Raw genomic sequence first — 19,595 nt, forward strand, 5'->3', positions numbered from 1 at the left:
TCCACGAACCGCTTCCAATTCTGTTTTCCATCAAAAAAGATCTGCCATAAGATGTTCTTTTTCATTCTGCTCTGTTTCCGCAAACCCACGCCAGTTCTCCTGCTACAGGCTCTTTAAACTTATAAATTCTGATATACTAAAGAAAACACGGCTTGCGCCGAGCCTCTGGCGAAAGCGGAGGCCGATGTTGCCCTTATCCAGACGGAAAGTTATACTTTCCAACAGGAATAAAAAAGCTAAGGGACTATTTGTTAAAAAATAAGCCCCTTAGCCTTCAGTATGTCTGATCAGCTAATACCATTATTCAGCTATATGCTCAAGTGCCTACAAAGATGCAGACGAAGATATAGACTCAGCAACATTTTGGTCTGGCGCTTGCTTCTTGCCCCCTGTGAAATGTTCATTCTGAAGAAGTTCCCAGATTTTATGCCGGACCCAGCCAAAATCTGCGGATGATCGAATGCCATCGCGCGGTCTGGGCAGGTTAATGTTGACAATTTCCTTAATCGTTCCAGGATTAGCTGTCATTACGGCTACCCGGTCTGCTAAAAACACAGCTTCATCAATGCCATGTGTTACAAATATTATTGTCTTTTTTGTCTTTTCCCATATTCGAAGCAATTCTTCCTGCAATACCTCTCTTGTCTGGGCATCTACAGCGGCAAACGGCTCATCCATCAGCAGCACCTCCGGATCATAAGCCAATGCTCTGGCAATTGCTACACGTTGTTTCATCCCTCCTGATAATTCGTGAGGGTACCTATCTTCAAAATTCGTTAAACCTACTAACTCAATGTAGCGTTGACTGATTTCCTTACGATCCTTTTGGGGAACCTTTTTTATTTCAAGCCCGAATTCTACATTTTTTCTGACAGTGCGCCAGGGAAATAGTGCATATCCTTGCATTACAATACCCCTATCTAATGCGGGACCGGTAATTAATTTGCCATCAATAAATATTTCCCCAGAACTGGGCTGGGCTAACCCCGCGACCATATCCAAGAAAGTTGACTTACCGCAGCCACTCGGCCCAACAATGGCCAAAAACTCGCCTTGTTTAACAGTAAGATCCAGATGTTTAATTGCTTCAAATTCAGTAGCCTCTTCGTTCGGCTGTCGTTTAATTTGGTATACACGCCGAATATTACGAGCAATGATTTTGGCGTCTGTCCCAGTAACGTCTCTTACCGCCACTTGACTGTTGGACATAACGGTTCCCCCTTTATAGTTAATCTGCGAGCAAAAAAGCACGACGCATCCGTAGGTTTCGGCACGCTAATAGTAGATTGGCTTAGTCATCCGGATTAATCTTCTGCAAAAAGAACGGTACTAAGATAGCGTTCACCGGTATCCGGTAAAATGACCACTATTATTTTCCCTTTATTCTCTTGGCGCTTAGCAACCTGCAGGGCAGCAAATGCTGCAGCACCGGAAGAAATACCCACCAATAGACCCTCTTCTTTGGCTAGCCGGCGCGCAATGGTTAACGCCTCGTCATTTTTCACTTTGAATATCTCATCAATCACTTCAAGATTCAGTACATTGGGAACAAACCCCGCCCCTATTCCCTGAATTTTATGTGGGCCAGGTTGACCTCCGGACAGCACAGGTGAATCAAAGGGTTCAACTGCCACCACTTTTACATTGGGATTTCGTTTTTTAAGCACTTCGCCGACACCGGTGATGGTGCCGCCTGTGCCTACACCGCCAACAATAATATCGACCTTACCGTCTGTATCCTGCCATATTTCTTCTGCTGTAATTGCCCGGTGGATCTCGGGGTTGGCAGGGTTGTTAAACTGTTGCGGGATAAAGGAGTTCGGCGTTACAGCTGCTAATTCTTCAGCTTTTAAAACCGCTCCTTTCATACCTGCCGAGCCAGGAGTCAAAACCAGTTCCGCGCCGTAGGCTTTTAACAAGCTGCGCCGTTCCACACTCATTGTTTCCGGCATAGTTAAGATAAGGCGATAGCCTTTGGCCGCTGCAATAAAGGCCAGGGCAATACCGGTATTGCCGCTGGTAGGCTCGATAATCACAGTATCTTTATTAATGATTCCTTTTTCTTCAGCATCTTTGATCATGCTGAAGCCAATGCGGTCCTTAATACTGCCGCCGGGATTAAATGACTCGAGTTTAGCCACCACTTCAGCCTGAGCACCTTCGGTTACTTTATTGAGCCGAATGAGCGGTGTACCGCCGATTAAAGCTGTGATACTGCTGGCAATTTTAGACATAGCATTTTATCCTCCTTAAGAATTCTCCTTGAAACTACTATTGAGCAGCACTCTCATCAATATAAGCAAACGGATCATCTCTGTACCAGCCGTCACGATAAGGCAGCCTGCTGTTTTCGCCTAAATTGCGGCTGAACGATGTGTTTTTTAGAACCCTGGCCATACGCCGGGCAAATTCAAAAACACCGACATACCCCAGGAAGTGATAGCTCTGGTGGAAAATGGGCAGAGTCGCTATACCCTGTTTTGCGGCCCAACCATTGCCACCGACGTGACCAACATATACATCAGGTTTCAACCTGGCAATCAAGTTAGCCTGTTCGAATGGCTGGCCTGTGGCGACATTGAAGGGAACTACTTTATTCTCTTTCAATTCCCCCAGCATTTCATCCGCATATTGATCGTAATGGTACGCCCTCAGTCCTACAACATCAAACCCTAAGTAGTCTAACAGTTCGGCATTAGCCACTACGCGGATTTCGCCGCCACCAATAAATGCCTTCTTGCCTTTAAAGAGCTCACGATATGGCGCAAGCGCTTTTTCCAGCGCCTTTACCTCCTGATCGATAAACCTCTGGGCAACATCTTCAATACCGAAGAATTCAGCAATATCCAACACCCAGCGGTTGGTATACTTTACGCCGATAGGTATTGTACGCAGAATAAACGGAATATCATATTTTTCTTTTAGATGCTCAACAAAGTAATCGTCATGCGTAGCACAAATACTAACATTTAGCGCGGCTTGTGTTGCTTTATGGAAATCTTCCGGATGGGCATAGCAAGGCAAAATGTTCATTTCTAAATTAAGGGCTTTCAAAATCCGCACCAGTTCGTATTCATCAATCCGACTCATCGAAGAAACATTCAACACATTGACGGTATGGTTAGCCTTAGATTTTTCTCTGATTGCCTCAACTCTTTTGTGGTTTTCTTCTGCGGTACCGGCCTCCGGAAAAATAATATTACGTAATATGCCATGATACACGGCATCATAAGCGCTAGCTTGAATTTTGGTTTTAAAACCTTCACAATGCACCGGCACAATTCTCGCCTTAACCTCACCTTGAACTTTCTCAATAACACCATCAATATCGTCACCGATAATGGCCGGAACGCAACTGTTCACGATAATGATGGCACTGGGCCGGAATTCCTTCTCGGCATGGAGAATGGCCTCCCTTAAGTTGTTCTCCCCGCCATTAATGACTTCAGACTCGCCCAGGTTTGTATTAATCCACCGCAAGCCTTTAGCATTAGTGTCTCTGAGCTGCTGAAAGTTTTTATTAATGCCGGCGATTGATAAGGTGGCGCCACCGCACCCAACCGGTCCGTGAACAATAACCACAGCATCACGGATCGTATTGATAATCGCTAGACTCAAATTGAGTTGACAACCCTGCGCTTGCGAAAAACTTCTCTTTATCCCGTTTAGGCACCCATTCTTAGATTTATCAACCAACTCGCAGCATGAACCACCAAATGCATTGCATGCCCGCAATCTATCTTCCCGCACAGGCGGCGCTTTTTCTTTTATATAATCCATATTCAAACCCTCCCCCTGTCAAATCTATGTATTACCGGCCGCCGACAAGTAAACCGAAGATATCTTCCACTAAAGACAGGGCTCCTCGATATCCTACATAACCTCTGTCCAGTACCACACGATTGGAGATTGGGTAAGAAACACTTAAATGCGTCGCACCGATTGAATTGGCAAAATCTCGGTCTAAGCTGCTTCCCAGCACAAACGCCGGACTAAAAGAATCAAAATACCGGTCATTATTATTACGAGGCCAAGTAGCGGCAAGGTGTTTATCTACATTCGACGTATCGGTGTCAAAGACAACCTTTGGCCGGAAGCCAGAAGTGAAATTATCAAATCGCGCTGTTACCAGTTGCTGCTTTTCTTCTTCAAAATCATCAGTTATTACGACAAGTTCCGGCAGCCACCCTAGATCGTCAGCAAGAAACCTCGCCAGCGCCGGTGCGTAGTTGGAATCCCCAACCACAACACTGTAGCGCTGCAAATCCAAATCGCTGGCTACATCAGCAAGCCGCTCAAGATAGCTCCAGTAGCGGGATTTCTCTTCGGCCACCACTTGTTCAGTAACCGCTTTCTCCACATTGAGCGCTGCGCTTACTGTGCGTAAGAACTGTTCGGTGGCAGCTGAACCGATGGGTAGCGGAGCAATAATATATGGCACTCCATGCGTTTCCTCAAAGATCTTCGCAGGCTCTACCCCATATACATCAGATACGATAATGTTGAGACTGGCAGCAGCAGCGTTTTTCAGGTTAGCTAATGTTTCGCCTTCACCGAAGAAGGTGTTCACCTGATAACCCAGTTTTCCTAAAAGTGCCTTTAAAATAGCTAAATCGCCTTTCCAGAATACATCTTCTATGGGGACAATTCCCCAGAGATTTACGGTGTTTTTCTCTTTTACCGGATTTTTTTCAACAAAATCGGTAAACAGTCTGCTTAAAACAAGATCATATCCTGTATAAGAGTTTCCTTTAAAGCCGCCGGTTTCAGCAGCTATTACCGGCTTTCCATCCTGGCGGAAACGGTTGGCTACGGCTACAGCATCATCACCAATAATATCAACCATGCAGCCTGTGACCACAAAATATAACTCACCATCGATAACTTCCATTGTTGTGGAAATCTGCTCAGCTAACCGCTCTTCACCACCAAATACAATGTCTTTTTCATAGACATTAGAACTTGGTAACGCCTGACCGGCGCAATACCCAGATCCTAAATATCCCGCAGCGCCGTTCATAGCGTTGGTAAAATTACCGCCGCACCCTGCGGCCGCGTGAATAACTGGAATAACGCCGGGAAGCACTTTAATTGTTCCCACCGCGCCACCGAGTGTACACAAATAGCGAGGTCTCTCAATGTATTTGTTCATCAATCTGCCTCCATTCATCAACATGACACATTCCTTGCTGTAAAAAGACCGCAGAAAAATTAGGTAAATAAAAAAAGCAAAGATAAATTCCTGGTTAGGATAATCTTTGCCTTCAGCATGCTCTACTGATCAGTCAAATCTTCTATTATCTTGTCTACGCCGGTTTGATAACCCTCAGTAAATCCAGTACTGTCAGGTTATAAGGCAAAATAAAAAGGCCAAGGCACATCCTCGCAGATGAAACCTTAGCCTTCAGTCTTTCTGATCAGCCGATTGACAATTTTTATATTGTAATAACTACAATTATACTGATTGGAAATTATTTGTCAATGAATTTTTCAAGTCTCACTTATAGCCGCTGGCTTGCTCCAGCCCTTCAATTTGACTTGCGGTGTAACGGAGACCGGTTTCGACTGTGTCGCAGTACTCAGTAATATAAACCCCGTTTTTCTGCAGCTTTTCTTTGGCGTGATAACCAATACGCATAGTCAGCACTGCGTTGCAATCTTTCAGTGACTCAATTATCTTTTCCCGTTTGGTATCCGCATTATCTGTATCACATTCTGCCATACCTTCGCAATACTGGGCTACTGCCCGGGTTTCCCTGAGTCGAAACTCTTGCCCATCTCCCTGGTAAATATAAAATTGGGTTGCATGGCCAAAATGCTGGTCGACCAGCTTTCCGTATTTTGATGTTACGGCAATACGATACGATTTTCCGGTTCCGTTTTTGTTCACCGCCTCATCGTCCTGGAGACGGTTGCACATCCGGAACTCCTGCGAACGGTCTTCATGCAACAAGCCGATGGCATCGGCCCGGCATTGCTGGCAGTGCCGCATCTGGCGGATATCAAGCTGGCAAACATCCCGCAGGGCATTAACCTCTTTCGTACTTGTCTGGGGCAGATGCTGAAAGGCACTCCCTGGCGCGGGGATAAGCGGCATGATATTGGTAACGAAAACGCCCAGCTCTTTCATTTTTTTGACTACCGCCGGTATATGACTGTCATTGAGATCTTTAATCATAACTATATTGATTTTAACCAGCACACCATGTTCGACCAGATACTTAATACCGGCTAACTGATTAGCCAGCAATACTTCTGCCGCCGCTACGCCAGTATAAGTCTTACCCTGATAAGACACAAACTTATAAATCTTTGCGCTGATAACCGGATCTAACGCATTAACAGTTACTGTAACATGACGAACACCTAAAGCCACCACTTCTGGAGCGTATTCCGGCAGCAGTAAGCCGTTGGTCGATAAGCAAAAAGTAATATCTTGGTTGATGGCTTTAATGTTTTCAATCGTCTGCCTGGTGAATTGCCAGTCTGCCAGCGCATCACCCGGTCCGGCAATACCAACTACACTAAGGTGCTCAATTTTTTCTTTTACCCAGACAAATTTATCTTTGGCAAGCTCAGGTGTCAATACTTCGCTTGTGACACCCGGCCGGCTCTCATTTACGCAGTCGAACTTCCGATTGCAATAATTACATTGGATATTGCACCGGGGAGCGACCGGTAAATGAATGCGGGCATATTTATGATGAGCATCTGCGGAGTAACATGGATGTTTACTGGTTCTTTCCAGAGTATCCGCACTTAGAGCACCGGAGCATACGCACCCCATACTGTTCACCTCACTTTTTCATATAGGGCTTATAGCGTATCAAAGATTTTACCGTATGAAAAACGCGTTAGATACCGGCAGCGGCGCTGCGAACCTCGCCTGTTTCCAAGGCCAGCAAATGATCAGCCCATTTTGCTGCCCACTCGCGCAGTTCAGCTGTTTCCAACGGTGACGGTACTTTTGATTCTACTGTTTCTACCACTCGCTTCGCCAAGCGGCTGTAGATTTTTGCCTGTTCTGAGTTAGGTGATGCCTCTATGGTTGTTTTTCCCTGGAGTTCAGCTTGAGTTACTGTTACCGACCGGGGAACATACTCTACAACCTGAGTTTGTGTGCGTTGCACAAAGTCATCAATAATTTCTTTGGCATAAGGGAGATTGATAGAATTTGCAATCAGGCCGCCCAGCAGCGCGCCACCGGAGTTAGAGTATTTCTGAATTCCTTTGAATAGGTTGTTGGCAGCATAAATGGCCATAAAATCAGCTGATGATACGGTAAATACATGTTCAGCAATGCCCTCGCGAATGGGAACGGCAAAGCCGCCACACACTACATCGCCTAAAACATCATAGATAACAACATCCAAATCCAGTTCATCATACACTTTTAACTGTTTTAGCAGCTGAACTGCCGTAATAATCCCCCGCCCGGCGCACCCCACACCCGGGGCCGGTCCGCCCGCTTCCACGCAATACACACCATTAAAGCCCTTGTAAATTACATCTTCCGCTTGTACCTTATTTTTTTCACGTAATGTATCAAGAACTGTGGGAATATACGTACCGCCGCGTAGAGTATTGGTAGAGTCAGCTTTCGGATCACAACCAAACTGCATCACCTTATAACCTAACTTCGATAACGAAGCGCTGATGTTGGAAGTTGTGGTTGATTTACCAATTCCGCCTTTGCCATAAATGGCAATTTGTTTAATCTTTTTGCTCATGTGTAGCCCTCCTAGAATTGTGATAACAAAAAAGGTCAGAACAACAATTCCGAAGAACTGTTATTCTGACCTTTGGTTGACTTACCAATCAGTCTCTGTATAGAGTTAAAATTAACTTGTAACCTATTATACTGAACACTCTTAAAAAACACAAGGCATTTGTAAAATGTTTTATGATTATTTTTTGTTTCTTGAACTTCTTTTATAGCTGCTAGCCTTTACATATATTGCACAAGATCTAACCGGATTTCGCAGGCGGTTAATCAGCTTGTATAGTGCGCGTAGCTATATTGACGAAACGCACAACCCCTGATATAATTTAATAAAATTAATACTTAAAGCTGATTAGAAAAACTAAAGGCCAAAAACGACGCAAGTCGCTTTTTGGCCTCTTTATTTTAAGGAGGATGAATATAGTATGAAACAACATGAATGGATAGTAAGCCAAAACCGTAAACTGTCAGCCATGATTCATGCCAACAGTTTCACAGTAACGCAGACACCTATCGTTATCTGCTGCCATGGCTTTACCAGCGATAAAATCGGGGCCAATCAATTAACACTTCACATCGCAAATGCCATTGAAGCGGCGGGCCTTATTGCTGTTCGCTTTGACTTTACCGGCTCAGGTGAAAGCGATGGCGAGTTTGCCGCAGATACAACAATAAAAAACTGGCAGGAAGATCTACGGAATGTCATTGGCTGGGTCAGAAGCGTGCCAGAGTTCGAAGGTCTGCCAATTTATCTACTGGGACACAGCTTAGGCGGTCTGATTGTACTCAGTCATGAAGATACCGGGATTGCCGGACGGGTGGCGCTAGCGCCGGTAACTCAACCTGTTGAAAACTTCCAAAACATTATCCTGGGACCGGATTTATGGCAGCGTTCTTTACAGGGCCAGACAGTCGCCAATTTTTTGGGCAAGGGTTTTAGCCTCAGTCCAAATTTTGTTAATGACCTAGTGGAAAACCGCTATGATCCTTTACCTGAGCTTCAGTCGCAGCGTTCACCCCTGTTCATTGTTCATGGTAACCAGGATATCGTTGTACCGCCGGCAGGCTCCGAAATTTTATACGACCAATACAGGGGCGAGAAAGAGATTGTCCGTATGGAAGCTGACCATGTGTTTACAAGCCGGCATGACCAGCTGACGACCCTGGTAACCGGGTGGTTAACAAAACAGAAAAGCAAGATAGGAACTTTATGCAAAGGGCATTAATTAGCAAGCAAAATAAGGAGAGCTTCCTAAAGCAAATTTAGGAAAGCTCTCCTTTATTTTGTGCAGTGTGCCTACCACCTACCAGCCGTTTAGGCAGGACGTAACGTTCTTTCTTCCAGACGGAAGGTTTGATCAGTTCGTGCTGCCAAACCAGTATCATGGGTTACAATGACCACACCCGTACCGCCTGTGCGCGCTGCCAGCAGGCACTCGGCAACCTCGTCGGCCAAAGCCGGATCAAGATCATTGGTTGGCTCATCTGCCAGTAATATTGGCGGTTTAAGCAATAGAGCACGCGCGAGAGAAACCCGCCGCAGTTGGCCAAGGCTAAGTTCCTGGGGCTTATGGTGCAAGCGGTGAGACATCCCGAAATTCTCTAACAAAGCCTTCGCCCCTTGCTCCACGTTCTCCCCGCTCCCAATAAACCAGGCAGGCGCCATAACATTCTCCAGAGCAGTCAAAGAATTGATTAGACGCGCTCTTTGGAAAACAAAGCTTAAGTATTCACCCCGCAGCTTAGCCAGCCTATGAGGGTCAAAACTATCAATATCCTGGCCATCTACCAGTACTGTACCGGAGGTTGCCTTCTGCAGTAGTCCCATAATAGACAATAGGGTAGTTTTACCCCCGCCGGAATGTCCGATAATAGCAACCGCCGTTCCCTTGGCCAGAGTAAACGAAACCTTCGATAAAATGACATCATCACCATAGTTTTTGCCAATATCCTGCAGTTCAAGCAGGTTGCTCATAGTTTCCCTCTCCTTTAGTCAAACTCCCCCCGTGTCATAATGACACTAGGGTCAATGCGGCTGCCCCGGTATGCCGGCAACCATGCAGCCAAAGCGCCTAACCCGGTAAATAGCACGGTAATTAAAGCAGCACTACCGGCAATAAAAGTCCAGGTCGGCTGAACAAAGGGAAAGGATTGATAGGCTTCCAGCAGTTTCAGGCTTGCTTTGTACAACCCGCCGCCCAGCAGCAACCCGGCAACAGATCCGGTCAAGGAAACTACCACCGCTTCGCCCACAATAATTGCGCCAATGTGCCGGCCGGAGGCGCCAAAAGCCAGATAAAGCCCCCATTCCGCCTGACGTTCCCAGGTCAGCGTATAAAACCGGGAAAACAGGTGCAGCAATGATGTTAATACTGTCAATAGACCAATGCCGCCAATTAAGAGAACAAATACTGTAAATTGATCAGCTATTCTTTTTTTGACTTCTGCGGCCACGATGGGCTTCATGAGTCCAACGTATTGTATACTGTTTACTATTTTATTGACATCTACACCCTCATCAACCTGCACCAGAATTGTCGAAATCAGCCCCTCTGGTGGTCCCTGTTTTTCCCACACTTGTTTGAACGATTTATCCTTAGCAACCACCTGTCTGGCCTCATTCATACTTACCAGCAAGGAGTAATCCAGCGTTGTTCCGGTTTCTTCGGCGATCGTAACAATGTTGTACCACTTGCCTAAGATCGATATTTTATCCTGTGTCCAAATAGGCACCTTAGCACCTAAAATAACCTCATCATCGCTGAGTTCGGTTTTATGCACTTTCTTCAGCCAAGGGGCAATAATCCAATCACTCGTAGGATCATAACCAATCATCCGGTTTTGGCTCCCAATGTCGTGACAATCTGCTGTCAGGGAATGGGTGTAAAACTGCGGTGTAACCGTACGAACTCCTTGAATGCCCCGCACTCCCTCTACAAACTCTTTGGGCATGTAGGAATTTGCGGTTGCCCCGCCAAATAAGAGCAGACTTGGTTCAAGTGTTACACCGTACGGCACAATGACAATATCTGCGCCCATACGCTGCTTGGAAAGTTCCATGCCTGATGCTACCCCGCGATATATGGCCGCAACACTGAAGACTATGGCTACACCAACTGCAATAGAAATAATGATGGCTAGGCTTTGGAGCCTGCGATGCAGCAGGCTTTTCCAAATAAGAAATGTCATAGTCTAGTCTCCTCTTTCGGCAATACATTGTTCATTTATTCTTTACCTCTCCAAGTCAACCACACAATCCCGGCTCCTGACAAAGCCAGCAAACTTCCGCCAATGGTGCTGAAAAAAGATGTTTTCTGGCACCCGCCAGCCTCGCAAATACCAAGCGCCCAGGTCTGGGGCAGGATAACCACGGTAATGCCTAACAGCAAAATGACAAACCCACTTAATAAGCGTGCTTCGTCTGTACGCAGCACTAACAAGGCGCTTGCAAGAATGAGAGCAATTAATGTAATAAGAAACTCTGCTTGATAGGTATAATGACAATTCATCGGACTGCCATTTTTCATAAGCCCGTTGCAAATAGGAATAAGTCTGGGTAAAACAAGCAGCAGGGCACTGAGTAAAATTGCGCTCCAGGAGAGAAATTTATATTTTGTCATGCGATCAACTCCTTTTTTCAGCAGTCTGTTTAGTGTCAGGGATACTGTCCGGTATTGTCACTACCAGATTGGTATTGTTGTATGCGGTAACAATAGCGAATTGCAGGGACGACTTGTGCATCTCATGGGAACCGTCATGATGCCGGAACGGCACCCGGTTGACCCCGGAATACAGGGCGACAATCCCCAATACGAATACCAAAAATGAGACTACCAAAAACCTGTGCAAGGTCATGATTTTTCCCTCCTCAATTTTCATTGTATTGAAAATGCTAAAGGCCAGGAAGCTTATGAAGCAATCCCGGCCTTTAGTCATTCTAATCAGCCTGACAATACAATAGTTATATTCATCTTACCGGTAAGTATCAAGCACCCTGTCATAAATATCTTCTATGACTCGAAGACCGCCGTTATAACCGGCATAGCCACAATTCAGGACAAGCCTGTAAGCCACAGGCACGCTGACAATCAATAAGTCTGCGCCAATCTCCCTGGCTAGATCTCTTTCCCAGCCGCTGCCAATAATCAAGGCCCTGCTTTTGTGGACATCGCTTCTGATTTCCGCTTGAATAGCGCCACCATCAATTGAGAAACTAACCTGGGCAGAGCGCAATTCCGAAATATGGTTAAATTGTTCGCGGATAGTCTCTTGAAACTCTGCTGGCGTATCGTCAATAATAAACTGTTTAGCAGGAAGAATTCCCAACTCATTCAGCAGATATTTGGCAAAACCGATTGCGTACGAAGCATCTAATATGGTGTACAATCTGCGGGGAAGACCATATCTGAATTCCAGCATGAAGTCGGCTGTTCGCTCAATATGGAGGTAGAATTTTTCTTCTTCTGCCTTGATAAACGCTTCTGTTTTATCTTTGTCAAGACCGGCAAAATCAGCGACCTGTCTTAGAAATTTTGTTGTTTCCACTCCGCCGATCGGCAGATAGGGAAACTGCATATAGGGAGTAGCATATTTGTGTTCCAGATGTTTGGCGATGCCTAGACCGGACCAGGCGCTTACAACTATATTAAACTCAGCCTGGGGGATGGTCTGCCACTCCCTTATTCCCTGAGAGGCTGACCCAAATAGAATATTAACCGTCAGCCCTATCCCTTCCAATATCCTTTTAATTTCTTCCAGGTTTCCGTTCCAAAAGGGATCTTGATAGGGAATAGAGGCAAACACATTGACCAATCGCTTGCTTTGCGTTGTTCCTGCTTTGAATTTGTCGACATATTGGTCAATAATGGCCTTAACCACTGTTTCATGGCTTACATAGTTATTACTTTTAAAACCACCGGTTTCCACATACACAATCGGTTTATCTTCAGACTGATACCTACCTGTTACCTGCCCGACATCATCACCGATAATATCTGAAGTGCAGCCAGTAAGTACTACATAAAGATCAGCGTCAATAACCTTGAACGCACCCTTAATCACGCTTGCCAGTTTGCCCTCGCTGCCAAAGACAATCTCAGCTTCGCTGGCGTTGGTGCAGGGCACTGTGTTGCCGCCCGCATACCCCTCTCCCTGCCCCAGTAACCGGCTGACTTTGTCGCCGCAGCCAGGTCCGGAATGCAAGATCGGAACAGCTCTTTTTATCGCTATTACCGACTGCTGCGCGCCTAATGCGCAGGAATATCGCGGCTGTTCAATAAATCTTGACATCTAAGTCACCCCTGAGAAACGAGAATGGATTTTGTTCCAGCCACCACTTGGTGTAAGGCATTGTGCTGTGTTTGGCAAGGTTAGTGACAAATTCCCGATTATCAAGGGTCTCTAAGATTCGTTCAGCATACTTAAGGACTCCCTGATAGCCAAAGCCAAACTGTTCATCCCCGATCAATAGCGTAGGAATTCCCAGCTTTGCTCCCCAAAGCGTCATCCCGCCATGTCTGGCAATCATGATGTCTGGTCTTACTCTGTTTAAAATATTGACCAGTTCATAGGCCTGCTTATTGCAGACATTATAATTAGGAACATCGCCGTAGGTAGTCACATCATGTGCCAGCGCGTCAGAGGCAATATCGCCATTATCATAAATAGGATCATGATGGAAAATCGCCGCCCCTTGCACGGTCATGCCCAATTCTCTTAAAATTGCAATCAACGCATGCCCGTGGGCGGCTCCTGCCGTAAGGTAAGCAGTTTTTCCGTGTAATTTTTCGCGATACGCGTTGAGCTTAGGTAGCACAAGCTCATGCTCTTCTGCAATGATAGCCTCGATCGCTTGCTCTCGGTCAAGAACTTTCCCCAGTTCCCTCATCCATTGATCAGTTCCTGCGATACCATAAGCCGGCGGGGATTTGATTTCCGGTATGCCATATACCTGTTCTAACACAGCGCCGATATAAGTGCCAAGTGTCGGGCAAATCTGAATGGTAGCTGCAGCTTCCGAAATATGTTCCAACTGGGCGATCGTGGAGAAGGGAACGATATAATTTGCTTCATACCCTAACCGGTTCAATAATTCATCAAATATATGACTGCCCCAGAAATTCACAATATTAACCTTATTGGACTTTTTTGCCGGCGGCTTTACTATCTTTCTGACAATAGAATGGTAAGCCGAATCAAAGCCTGTCGTCCAAATTTTCGACTTAAATCCTTCGCAAAAGCAAGCTACCACAGGAATTCCTAATTCCTCGGATAAGTCGTTTGCCACCCCTTCCACATCATCGCCGATGATTCCTGAAGCGCAGGAGGTAGTAATAAATATGGCATTAGGCTGTACGCGTTGATAAGCGGCCCGGATGGTATCTGCCAGTTTTTGCGTCGCGCCAAAAATAGTGTCTTGTTCTTCAATGTTGGTATTAAAATAACGTCCTATCACCGAGGGCTGCTTTCTCTCCATCTGGCCTACCCGGTATACAAAATTAAATGTAAAGAAGTCTCCGGCACAACCTACCGGAGCATGATTGACGACGGCTGCATCCTGAATCATGGCAAGCTGACAAAAAGCATTGATTGAGCTGCATCCCATGCATTGGCTGAAACTGCGTGTACTGTCTTTAAGGTTGCCAGCCCGAGCGCAGCGAACCAGTTCCCCCGCAGTTCCCTCAAAACCGGTGATAGAACCAAGGCGGATTTCCCTAACGGGAACCTCCGCCTCTTTGAGATTAACAGGATTCATACTTGCCCCCCTATCGTTCTAAAAGAAATATGTTGAGTTTGGCTTAGAACGCAGGTACAACGGCAACGCCGTACTTATCCTGGATGAATTTCTTTACGTCGGGAGAGGTTAGAATCTCAGCTAGCTTTTTGATCTCCGCCCTGCTTTCGTCACCTTTTCTTACAAATAGATCATTCGCATAGGGAGAGTTAGCATCTTCTCTAAACAAAGCAGATTTGGGGTCGATTTTTGCCTCTAGGATAAAGTTAGTATTAATAATAGCACCGTCAACATCTGGCAGGGACCTGGTAAGCTGGGCAGAATCCACTTCAACAAATTTCAATTTTTTCGGATTATCGGCAATATCACGCGGAGTGGCCGAGAAATTGGCTACACCCTCTTTCAATTTGATAAGTCCATTGGCTTGTAATAAAACCAATGCCCTGAATTCGTTAGAAGGATTGTTCGGAATGGCGATTGTGGCGCCTTCTTTCAGTTCATCCTTGGATTTTATTTTTTGCGAATAAAAACCAATCGGTTCTACGTGCACTTTAGCGGCTACAGTAAAACTGTACCCTTTTTCTTTGGCTACCGACTCATAATAGGGAACATGTTGGAAGTAGTTGGCATCAATTTGCTTGTTTTGTAGTGCAGGATTCAATTGCGCCTCATCATCCAGCACTACTACCTCTAAATTAATTCCTTCTTGTTTCAGTTTAGGCTTAATAAAGTTTAATATTTCTGCATGGGGTACCACTGCTGCCCCTACTTTAACAGTCACTTCTTGTTTTGCTGCAGGCTGTGCGGCCGGCTGTGTGCTTTGTTTATTGCCTGATGAGCAGCCTGCGAATACACTTCCAACAAAAATAATGCTAATGATTGCCAATACTGCCTTAAAGATCATGTTTTTTTTCAACAAAAGAATCATCCTCTCATAACTAATTGTTAGTCAAACTTATACCTTTTTCTATTAATATATTGGGCTAGACTGTCACCTCCCCATTGTACCCCTTGAACCAGCAGGATCAGTATGACGACAGTGGCTAACATAATATCATCCCGAAAGCGCATGTACCCAAACCTGATTGCCAGACTTCCCAATCCGCCTGCACCGATAGCCCCGGCCACTGCCGTAAAACCGGTAATAGCTATAATAGCTAGTGTTATGCCTCTGACGAGCGAGGGAAGAGCCTCGGGAATCATAATTTTGGTAATGATGGTAAGAGGGTTGGCACCGATAGCCATTGCGGCTTCAATCTTGCCAAAACTGACTTCCTTTAAGCAGTTTTCGATGATTCTGGCTAAAAATGGCGCTGATCCAATAGCAAGCGGTACCACCGCTGCTGTAGCCCCGAGAGTTGTTCCAACGATAAATCTTGCTAATGGCAGCAACACCACAATTAAAATAATGAACGGAAAAGAACGAATGATATTGATGGTTGTACCAAGTACTTTATTGATTCTAGGCGCTTCCAGCACATGTCCCTTATCTGTTGCTACCAGAATAATCCCCAGCGGCAAACCAAGCACTAATGCTGCAAGCGTAGAGAGTATGACCATATATATAGTTTCACTAAAACCAGTTAACAGTAACTCTAATAAATCTTCACTCAAATCCCTTCTCCCTCCCGGTATATTCTTTTCGCCTGGAATCCTTGCAGAATGTTAATAAACCGTTTCGCCGTATCACTTTCCGGGTTTAGGAAAAATTTATCTACAGGTCCGGTTTCAACAATTTGGCCATGTTCGATAACAGCCATGTTATTGCAGATATGCTTTAGCACATCCAGTTCATGGGTAATGAGTACAATAGTCAGTCCCAATTTTTTATTAATATCTTTCAACAGTTCCAGGATGGAGAAGGTTGTTTGGGGGTCGAGGGCCGAAGTCGCTTCATCGCTTAAGAGGACATTCGGCTCGTTGGAAAGCGCCCGGGCAATACCTACTCTTTGTTTCTGTCCGCCACTTAACTGCAGTGGATAAGCCTTCTCCTTATCGGCTAAGCCGACCAGCTCCAAAATCTCTTTTACTTTATTATTGATAAATTCTTGGGGATGGCCAGCGACTTCTAAAGGAAAGGCCACATTTTCAAATACCGTTTTAGCATCGAACAAATTGAATTGCTGAAAAATCATGCCGATTTTCCGTCTCGCCTGTCGCAAGTGTTTTTTGTCCATATCGGTAATTGATTGTCCTTCGATAACAATAGTTCCAGAATCCGGTTCCTCCAACCGGTTTAAGCATCTGATTAGTGTTGATTTGCCAGCCCCGCTAAAGCCAATAATGCCAAAAATATCGCCTTTTTCAATTTGTAAGTTCACTCTGGTCAGTGCTGTTATGCTGGCGTGGGGTGTCACATATGTCTTGCTTAAATCTTTGATGGTAATCATGATTTCTGCCTCGCTTTGCTGAAAGAAGTATATAAAAAAACTTGGTTTTACACCTATCTCAACAACAAGTGTAAACCCAAGCCTCCAGTATGTCTGGTCAACTTCGAATACTGCCCAACTATATGAAATCCTATAAAGTAGACTTAGCTTCAGGTGGGGTTTTAACCCCATCTGAAGGTTAGTCGCCCTTATCAGGGACTTAGCCGCTCGCCTGTGCCCTTTGGGTATAACTCCCACTTGTATACCCTAAAGGGCACAGGAAAGATGGGAGTCTTAGAGCGGATTAGTCATCGGATAAAGATTTTCTCCCTGGCTGCTAGTGACAACTACATGTTTGTGGAAAAAAATAAAAGAGGCTGTATCCCATAATTAATGGAACACAGCCTCTGATTCTTTTGACCAGCCAGCAATGCTACTTTGCCTTTACAATTAATGTTATTATACATCTCTGCAAAATCAATTGTCAATAATCTTTGGGATTATTTGCAGCCATGAGAACATCCACCGCAGGTGGTTGGCTGGCAACTGTCACTTGCTCTTGAGATATTGTTTCTTATAAATTTCCCCCTTTTACCATAAGCCTTTAACGCTTTATCAATAGGGCCTGACACCGGTAACGCAATAACACCATGACTCCGCAATTCTTGCTCCGCCCGGGGGCCAATTTGACTTACCAGCACGACTTCCACATCAGCAAGCAGTCGCGCTGTAGTGGTGTGATCCTTACCATCATGGACGGATTGGGCATTGTTTTCCCGGCGTTCAATAAATTTGTATTCTCCCGTTTCCTCCACTTCATAAATCAAGAATTCTTTAGACCTGCCAAAATGTTCATTGATAGATATTCCATCAGTACTGGCGACAGCAACTCTAGACATGTTATCACTCCCCCTATTTTTTTGACAACATCAGTATTCAAAAAATGCAAAAGGCCAAAGAAGTTGTTCCGTAAAACAACCTCTTTGGCCTTCATTTTTTTTGATCAGCCGCTATATGAATATGTAAGTAACCGCTAAGTGGCGGTCCTGGCAAGCAAACGTGTGCCAAATAACTATTATTTTAAGTTAAATAGTAGTATGATTTGCTACTATTGTCAAGATCTAGTTCCGTATTTTTCACGCTACCGCATTGCCATACTGGGAAATAGTCTATAATTTTATTGCCCATAATTTAACAAATCATGTATAATGATAGAGAGTACAAAGGAGCGATGCAACATGACTGAGCTAGAACAAATGAATGATCAGGTGTTACAAGAACACTATTCTGCATTAGTGCACCGTTATGAAGAATTCCGGGCGCAGAAGCTAAAACTGAATATGTCGCGAGGTGTACCAGGCCCCGATCAACTGGACCTCGCTTCCGGGCTTTTAGATTGCCTCAATCAAACCAATTACAAAGCTGCCGATGGAACTGATTGCCGAAATTACGGCGGAGTGGACGGCCTCCCTGAAGCCAAAGAATTTTTCGCCCAGCTGTTAGAAACAAGTCCTAGCCAAGTGATCATTGGCGGCAATTCTAGCTTGAACCTAATGAATGATCTAATTGTCAGGGCTATGCTGCATGGACTGCCTGGCAGTGAAACCGCGTGGGTAAAACAGCCGCAAGTAAAATTTCTCTGTCCCAGCCCTGGATATGACCGGCATTTTGCCATCTGCGAGCATCTTGGTATTGAGATGATTACTATTAACTATCAGCATGATGGTCCGGATATGGCACAGGTAGAACAACTGGTAGCTGCCGATGCATCAATTAAAGGCATCTGGTGTGTGCCCAAACACAGTAATCCCACCGGCATCACTTATTCTGACGCTGTGGTAAAACGGCTGGCAGCAATGCCTGTTAAAGCCCCTGACTTCCGGATTTTCTGGGATAATGCTTATACTGTGCATCACCTGACCGATACTCCACCCCGGTTATTAAACATTCTGGATGAATGTAAGCAGGCCGGTCAGCCTGACCGGGCCTTTGTATTCACGTCCACCTCCAAGGTCAGCTTGGCTGGTGCCGGTATTGCTGCACTGGCTAGCAGTGAGGCCAATATCAATTGGTTTAAAAAGCACCTCAGCATCCAAACTATCGGTCCTGATAAATTGAATCAATTGCGGCATGTCCGGTTCTTTAAAGACCTGGCTGGGATTGAAGCCCACATGCACAAACATGCGGCGATCATCAAACCTAAATTTGATTTGGCAATAGCCATTATGGAAGCTGAATTAGGCGGCAAAAACCTGGCCTCATGGAGTAAACCGCAGGGCGGTTACTTCATTAGTGTTAATACTCTTCCCGGCTGCGCTAAAAAAATAGTGGCTAAGACCGCAGTAGCCGGCGTTGTTCTTACCCCTGCCGGAGCCACCTTCCCCTATGGCAGGGACCCCAAAGATAACAACATCCGGCTTGCTCCCACATTCCCGCCGCTATCGGAGTTAAAACAAGCCATGGAACTGTTTACTCTTTGCATTCAGCTGGCTAGCGTCGAGCAGGAATTAGAAAAAAGAGGCGTACGACAATAAACTAAACGCAATAACCATTGAGCGCTTGATTCATAATGACCATCGAGTAGGAGCTGAGTAATTAATTTACTCAGCGACCTCTCACACCACCGTACGTACCGTTCGGTATACGGCGGTTCAATAGAATTAGTGTATTAATGAATATCTTTCACTTATGGTGATAAAGCCTAATTTCCTTAGGTATTCATTGGTGAGTGTCCGCGAAAGGACTGGGCTATTGGCTGTGTGCCAGTAGC

General features: G+C 45.3%; 18 protein-coding genes. 2 read left to right on the forward strand and 16 right to left on the reverse strand.

The genetic code is table 11. From position 1 onward, the window contains the following. Positions 1–324 precede the first annotated feature (324 nt). The 6 genes from VN447_RS05890 to nifH form a co-directional block, all read right to left on the reverse strand. On the reverse strand, positions 325–1,209 hold the full coding sequence (locus tag VN447_RS05890) for an ABC transporter ATP-binding protein (RefSeq protein WP_325523792.1): 885 nt from the start codon (positions 1,207–1,209) through the stop codon (positions 325–327). A 95-nt stretch (positions 1,210–1,304) separates the two neighbouring features. Then, positions 1,305–2,234 carry a cysteine synthase A gene (gene cysK / locus VN447_RS05895; RefSeq protein ID WP_325523793.1) on the reverse strand — a complete coding sequence of 310 codons (930 nt, stop codon included), beginning with the start codon at positions 2,232–2,234 and terminating at the stop codon, positions 1,305–1,307. 37 nt (positions 2,235–2,271) lie between these two features. Continuing rightward, positions 2,272–3,780, reverse strand: a complete 1,509-nt coding sequence (locus VN447_RS05900; RefSeq protein ID WP_325523795.1) for a nitrogenase component 1 — start codon at positions 3,778–3,780, stop codon at positions 2,272–2,274. Between the two features lie 31 nt (positions 3,781–3,811). Next, positions 3,812–5,152 (reverse strand): nitrogenase component 1, encoded by a 1,341-nt coding sequence (locus VN447_RS05905; protein ID WP_325523797.1) that lies wholly within the window; start codon positions 5,150–5,152, stop codon positions 3,812–3,814. 345 nt (positions 5,153–5,497) lie between these two features. After that, positions 5,498–6,787 carry a nitrogenase cofactor biosynthesis protein NifB gene (nifB, locus tag VN447_RS05910; RefSeq protein WP_325523799.1) on the reverse strand — a complete coding sequence of 430 codons (1,290 nt, stop codon included), beginning with the start codon at positions 6,785–6,787 and terminating at the stop codon, positions 5,498–5,500. A 67-nt stretch (positions 6,788–6,854) separates the two neighbouring features. Continuing rightward, positions 6,855–7,730: a nitrogenase iron protein gene (nifH, locus tag VN447_RS05915; protein WP_325523801.1), complete on the reverse strand. Its 876-nt coding sequence runs from the start codon at positions 7,728–7,730 to the stop codon at positions 6,855–6,857. A gap of 418 nt (positions 7,731–8,148) precedes the next feature. On the opposite strand from nifH, the gene VN447_RS05920 reads away from it, so the two are divergent. Further along, positions 8,149–8,949: an alpha/beta hydrolase gene (locus tag VN447_RS05920; protein ID WP_325523803.1), complete on the forward strand. Its 801-nt coding sequence runs from the start codon at positions 8,149–8,151 to the stop codon at positions 8,947–8,949. A gap of 89 nt (positions 8,950–9,038) precedes the next feature. On the opposite strand, the gene VN447_RS05925 is transcribed toward VN447_RS05920, so the two are convergent. The 10 genes from VN447_RS05925 to VN447_RS05970 all read right to left on the reverse strand — a co-directional run bounded on the left by VN447_RS05925 (position 9,039) and on the right by VN447_RS05970 (position 17,724). Next, positions 9,039–9,698: an ABC transporter ATP-binding protein gene (locus VN447_RS05925; RefSeq protein WP_325523805.1), complete on the reverse strand. Its 660-nt coding sequence runs from the start codon at positions 9,696–9,698 to the stop codon at positions 9,039–9,041. Between the two features lie 14 nt (positions 9,699–9,712). Further along, a complete protein-coding gene (locus tag VN447_RS05930) occupies positions 9,713–10,912 on the reverse strand; it encodes an ABC transporter permease (protein ID WP_325523807.1) in 1,200 nt (399 codons plus the stop codon). 35 nt (positions 10,913–10,947) lie between these two features. Further along, entirely contained in the window at positions 10,948–11,343 is a 396-nt protein-coding gene (locus tag VN447_RS05935; protein ID WP_325523809.1) for a DUF4418 family protein, read from the reverse strand. Between the two features lie 4 nt (positions 11,344–11,347). Beyond that, complete coding sequence (locus VN447_RS05940) at positions 11,348–11,578, reverse strand: hypothetical protein (RefSeq protein ID WP_325523811.1); 231 nt, start codon at positions 11,576–11,578, stop codon at positions 11,348–11,350. Positions 11,579–11,695: 117 nt separating this feature from the next. Then, on the reverse strand, positions 11,696–13,012 hold the full coding sequence (locus VN447_RS05945; RefSeq protein WP_325523813.1) for a nitrogenase component 1: 1,317 nt from the start codon (positions 13,010–13,012) through the stop codon (positions 11,696–11,698). Further along, positions 12,996–14,477, reverse strand: a complete 1,482-nt coding sequence (locus VN447_RS05950; RefSeq protein ID WP_325523815.1) for a nitrogenase component 1 — start codon at positions 14,475–14,477, stop codon at positions 12,996–12,998. The genes VN447_RS05945 and VN447_RS05950 overlap by 17 nt, the downstream gene beginning before the upstream one ends. 43 nt (positions 14,478–14,520) lie before the next feature. Next, positions 14,521–15,384 (reverse strand): MetQ/NlpA family ABC transporter substrate-binding protein, encoded by an 864-nt coding sequence (locus tag VN447_RS05955; protein WP_414714884.1) that lies wholly within the window; start codon positions 15,382–15,384, stop codon positions 14,521–14,523. A 17-nt stretch (positions 15,385–15,401) separates the two neighbouring features. Further along, the gene (locus VN447_RS05960) at positions 15,402–16,070 is read right to left on the reverse strand and encodes a methionine ABC transporter permease (protein ID WP_325523819.1); all 669 of its coding nucleotides are present in this window, start codon (positions 16,068–16,070) and stop codon (positions 15,402–15,404) included. After that, entirely contained in the window at positions 16,067–16,846 is a 780-nt protein-coding gene (locus VN447_RS05965; RefSeq protein WP_325523821.1) for a methionine ABC transporter ATP-binding protein, read from the reverse strand. Before VN447_RS05965 ends, VN447_RS05960 begins: the two co-directional genes overlap by 4 nt. A 479-nt stretch (positions 16,847–17,325) precedes the next feature. Continuing rightward, positions 17,326–17,724: a NifB/NifX family molybdenum-iron cluster-binding protein gene (locus VN447_RS05970; protein WP_325523823.1), complete on the reverse strand. Its 399-nt coding sequence runs from the start codon at positions 17,722–17,724 to the stop codon at positions 17,326–17,328. Between the two features lie 339 nt (positions 17,725–18,063). On the opposite strand from VN447_RS05970, the gene VN447_RS05975 reads away from it, so the two are divergent. After that, entirely contained in the window at positions 18,064–19,359 is a 1,296-nt protein-coding gene (locus VN447_RS05975) for an aminotransferase class I/II-fold pyridoxal phosphate-dependent enzyme (RefSeq protein WP_325523825.1), read from the forward strand. The last annotated feature ends 236 nt before the right edge of the window (positions 19,360–19,595 follow it).

Origin of the sequence: Sporomusa sp. (assembly GCF_035561155.1) — a bacterium.
GTDB lineage: Bacteria > Bacillota > Negativicutes > Sporomusales > Sporomusaceae > Sporomusa.

Bases quoted from the DNA above. Each gene is read 5' to 3' on its own strand.
- VN447_RS05945 (WP_325523813.1), bottom strand. From the start codon at position 13,012: ATGTCAAGATTTATTGAACAGCCGCGATATTCCTGCGCATTAGGCGCG.
- VN447_RS05940 (WP_325523811.1), bottom strand. From the start codon at position 11,578: ATGACCTTGCACAGGTTTTTGGTAGTCTCATTTTTGGTATTCGTATTG.
- VN447_RS05890 (WP_325523792.1), bottom strand. From the start codon at position 1,209: ATGTCCAACAGTCAAGTGGCGGTAAGAGACGTTACTGGGACAGACGCC.
- VN447_RS05900 (WP_325523795.1), bottom strand. From the start codon at position 3,780: ATGGATTATATAAAAGAAAAAGCGCCGCCTGTGCGGGAAGATAGATTG.
- VN447_RS05955 (WP_414714884.1), bottom strand. From the start codon at position 15,384: ATGATTCTTTTGTTGAAAAAAAACATGATCTTTAAGGCAGTATTGGCA.
- VN447_RS05950 (WP_325523815.1), bottom strand. From the start codon at position 14,477: ATGAATCCTGTTAATCTCAAAGAGGCGGAGGTTCCCGTTAGGGAAATC.
- VN447_RS05970 (WP_325523823.1), bottom strand. From the start codon at position 17,724: ATGTCTAGAGTTGCTGTCGCCAGTACTGATGGAATATCTATCAATGAA.
- cysK (WP_325523793.1), bottom strand. From the start codon at position 2,234: ATGTCTAAAATTGCCAGCAGTATCACAGCTTTAATCGGCGGTACACCG.
- VN447_RS05905 (WP_325523797.1), bottom strand. From the start codon at position 5,152: ATGAACAAATACATTGAGAGACCTCGCTATTTGTGTACACTCGGTGGC.
- VN447_RS05935 (WP_325523809.1), bottom strand. From the start codon at position 11,343: ATGACAAAATATAAATTTCTCTCCTGGAGCGCAATTTTACTCAGTGCC.
- VN447_RS05930 (WP_325523807.1), bottom strand. From the start codon at position 10,912: ATGACATTTCTTATTTGGAAAAGCCTGCTGCATCGCAGGCTCCAAAGC.
- VN447_RS05965 (WP_325523821.1), bottom strand. From the start codon at position 16,846: ATGATTACCATCAAAGATTTAAGCAAGACATATGTGACACCCCACGCC.
- nifB (WP_325523799.1), bottom strand. From the start codon at position 6,787: ATGGGGTGCGTATGCTCCGGTGCTCTAAGTGCGGATACTCTGGAAAGA.
- nifH (WP_325523801.1), bottom strand. From the start codon at position 7,730: ATGAGCAAAAAGATTAAACAAATTGCCATTTATGGCAAAGGCGGAATT.
- VN447_RS05920 (WP_325523803.1), top strand. From the start codon at position 8,149: ATGAAACAACATGAATGGATAGTAAGCCAAAACCGTAAACTGTCAGCC.
- VN447_RS05975 (WP_325523825.1), top strand. From the start codon at position 18,064: ATGACTGAGCTAGAACAAATGAATGATCAGGTGTTACAAGAACACTAT.
- VN447_RS05925 (WP_325523805.1), bottom strand. From the start codon at position 9,698: ATGAGCAACCTGCTTGAACTGCAGGATATTGGCAAAAACTATGGTGAT.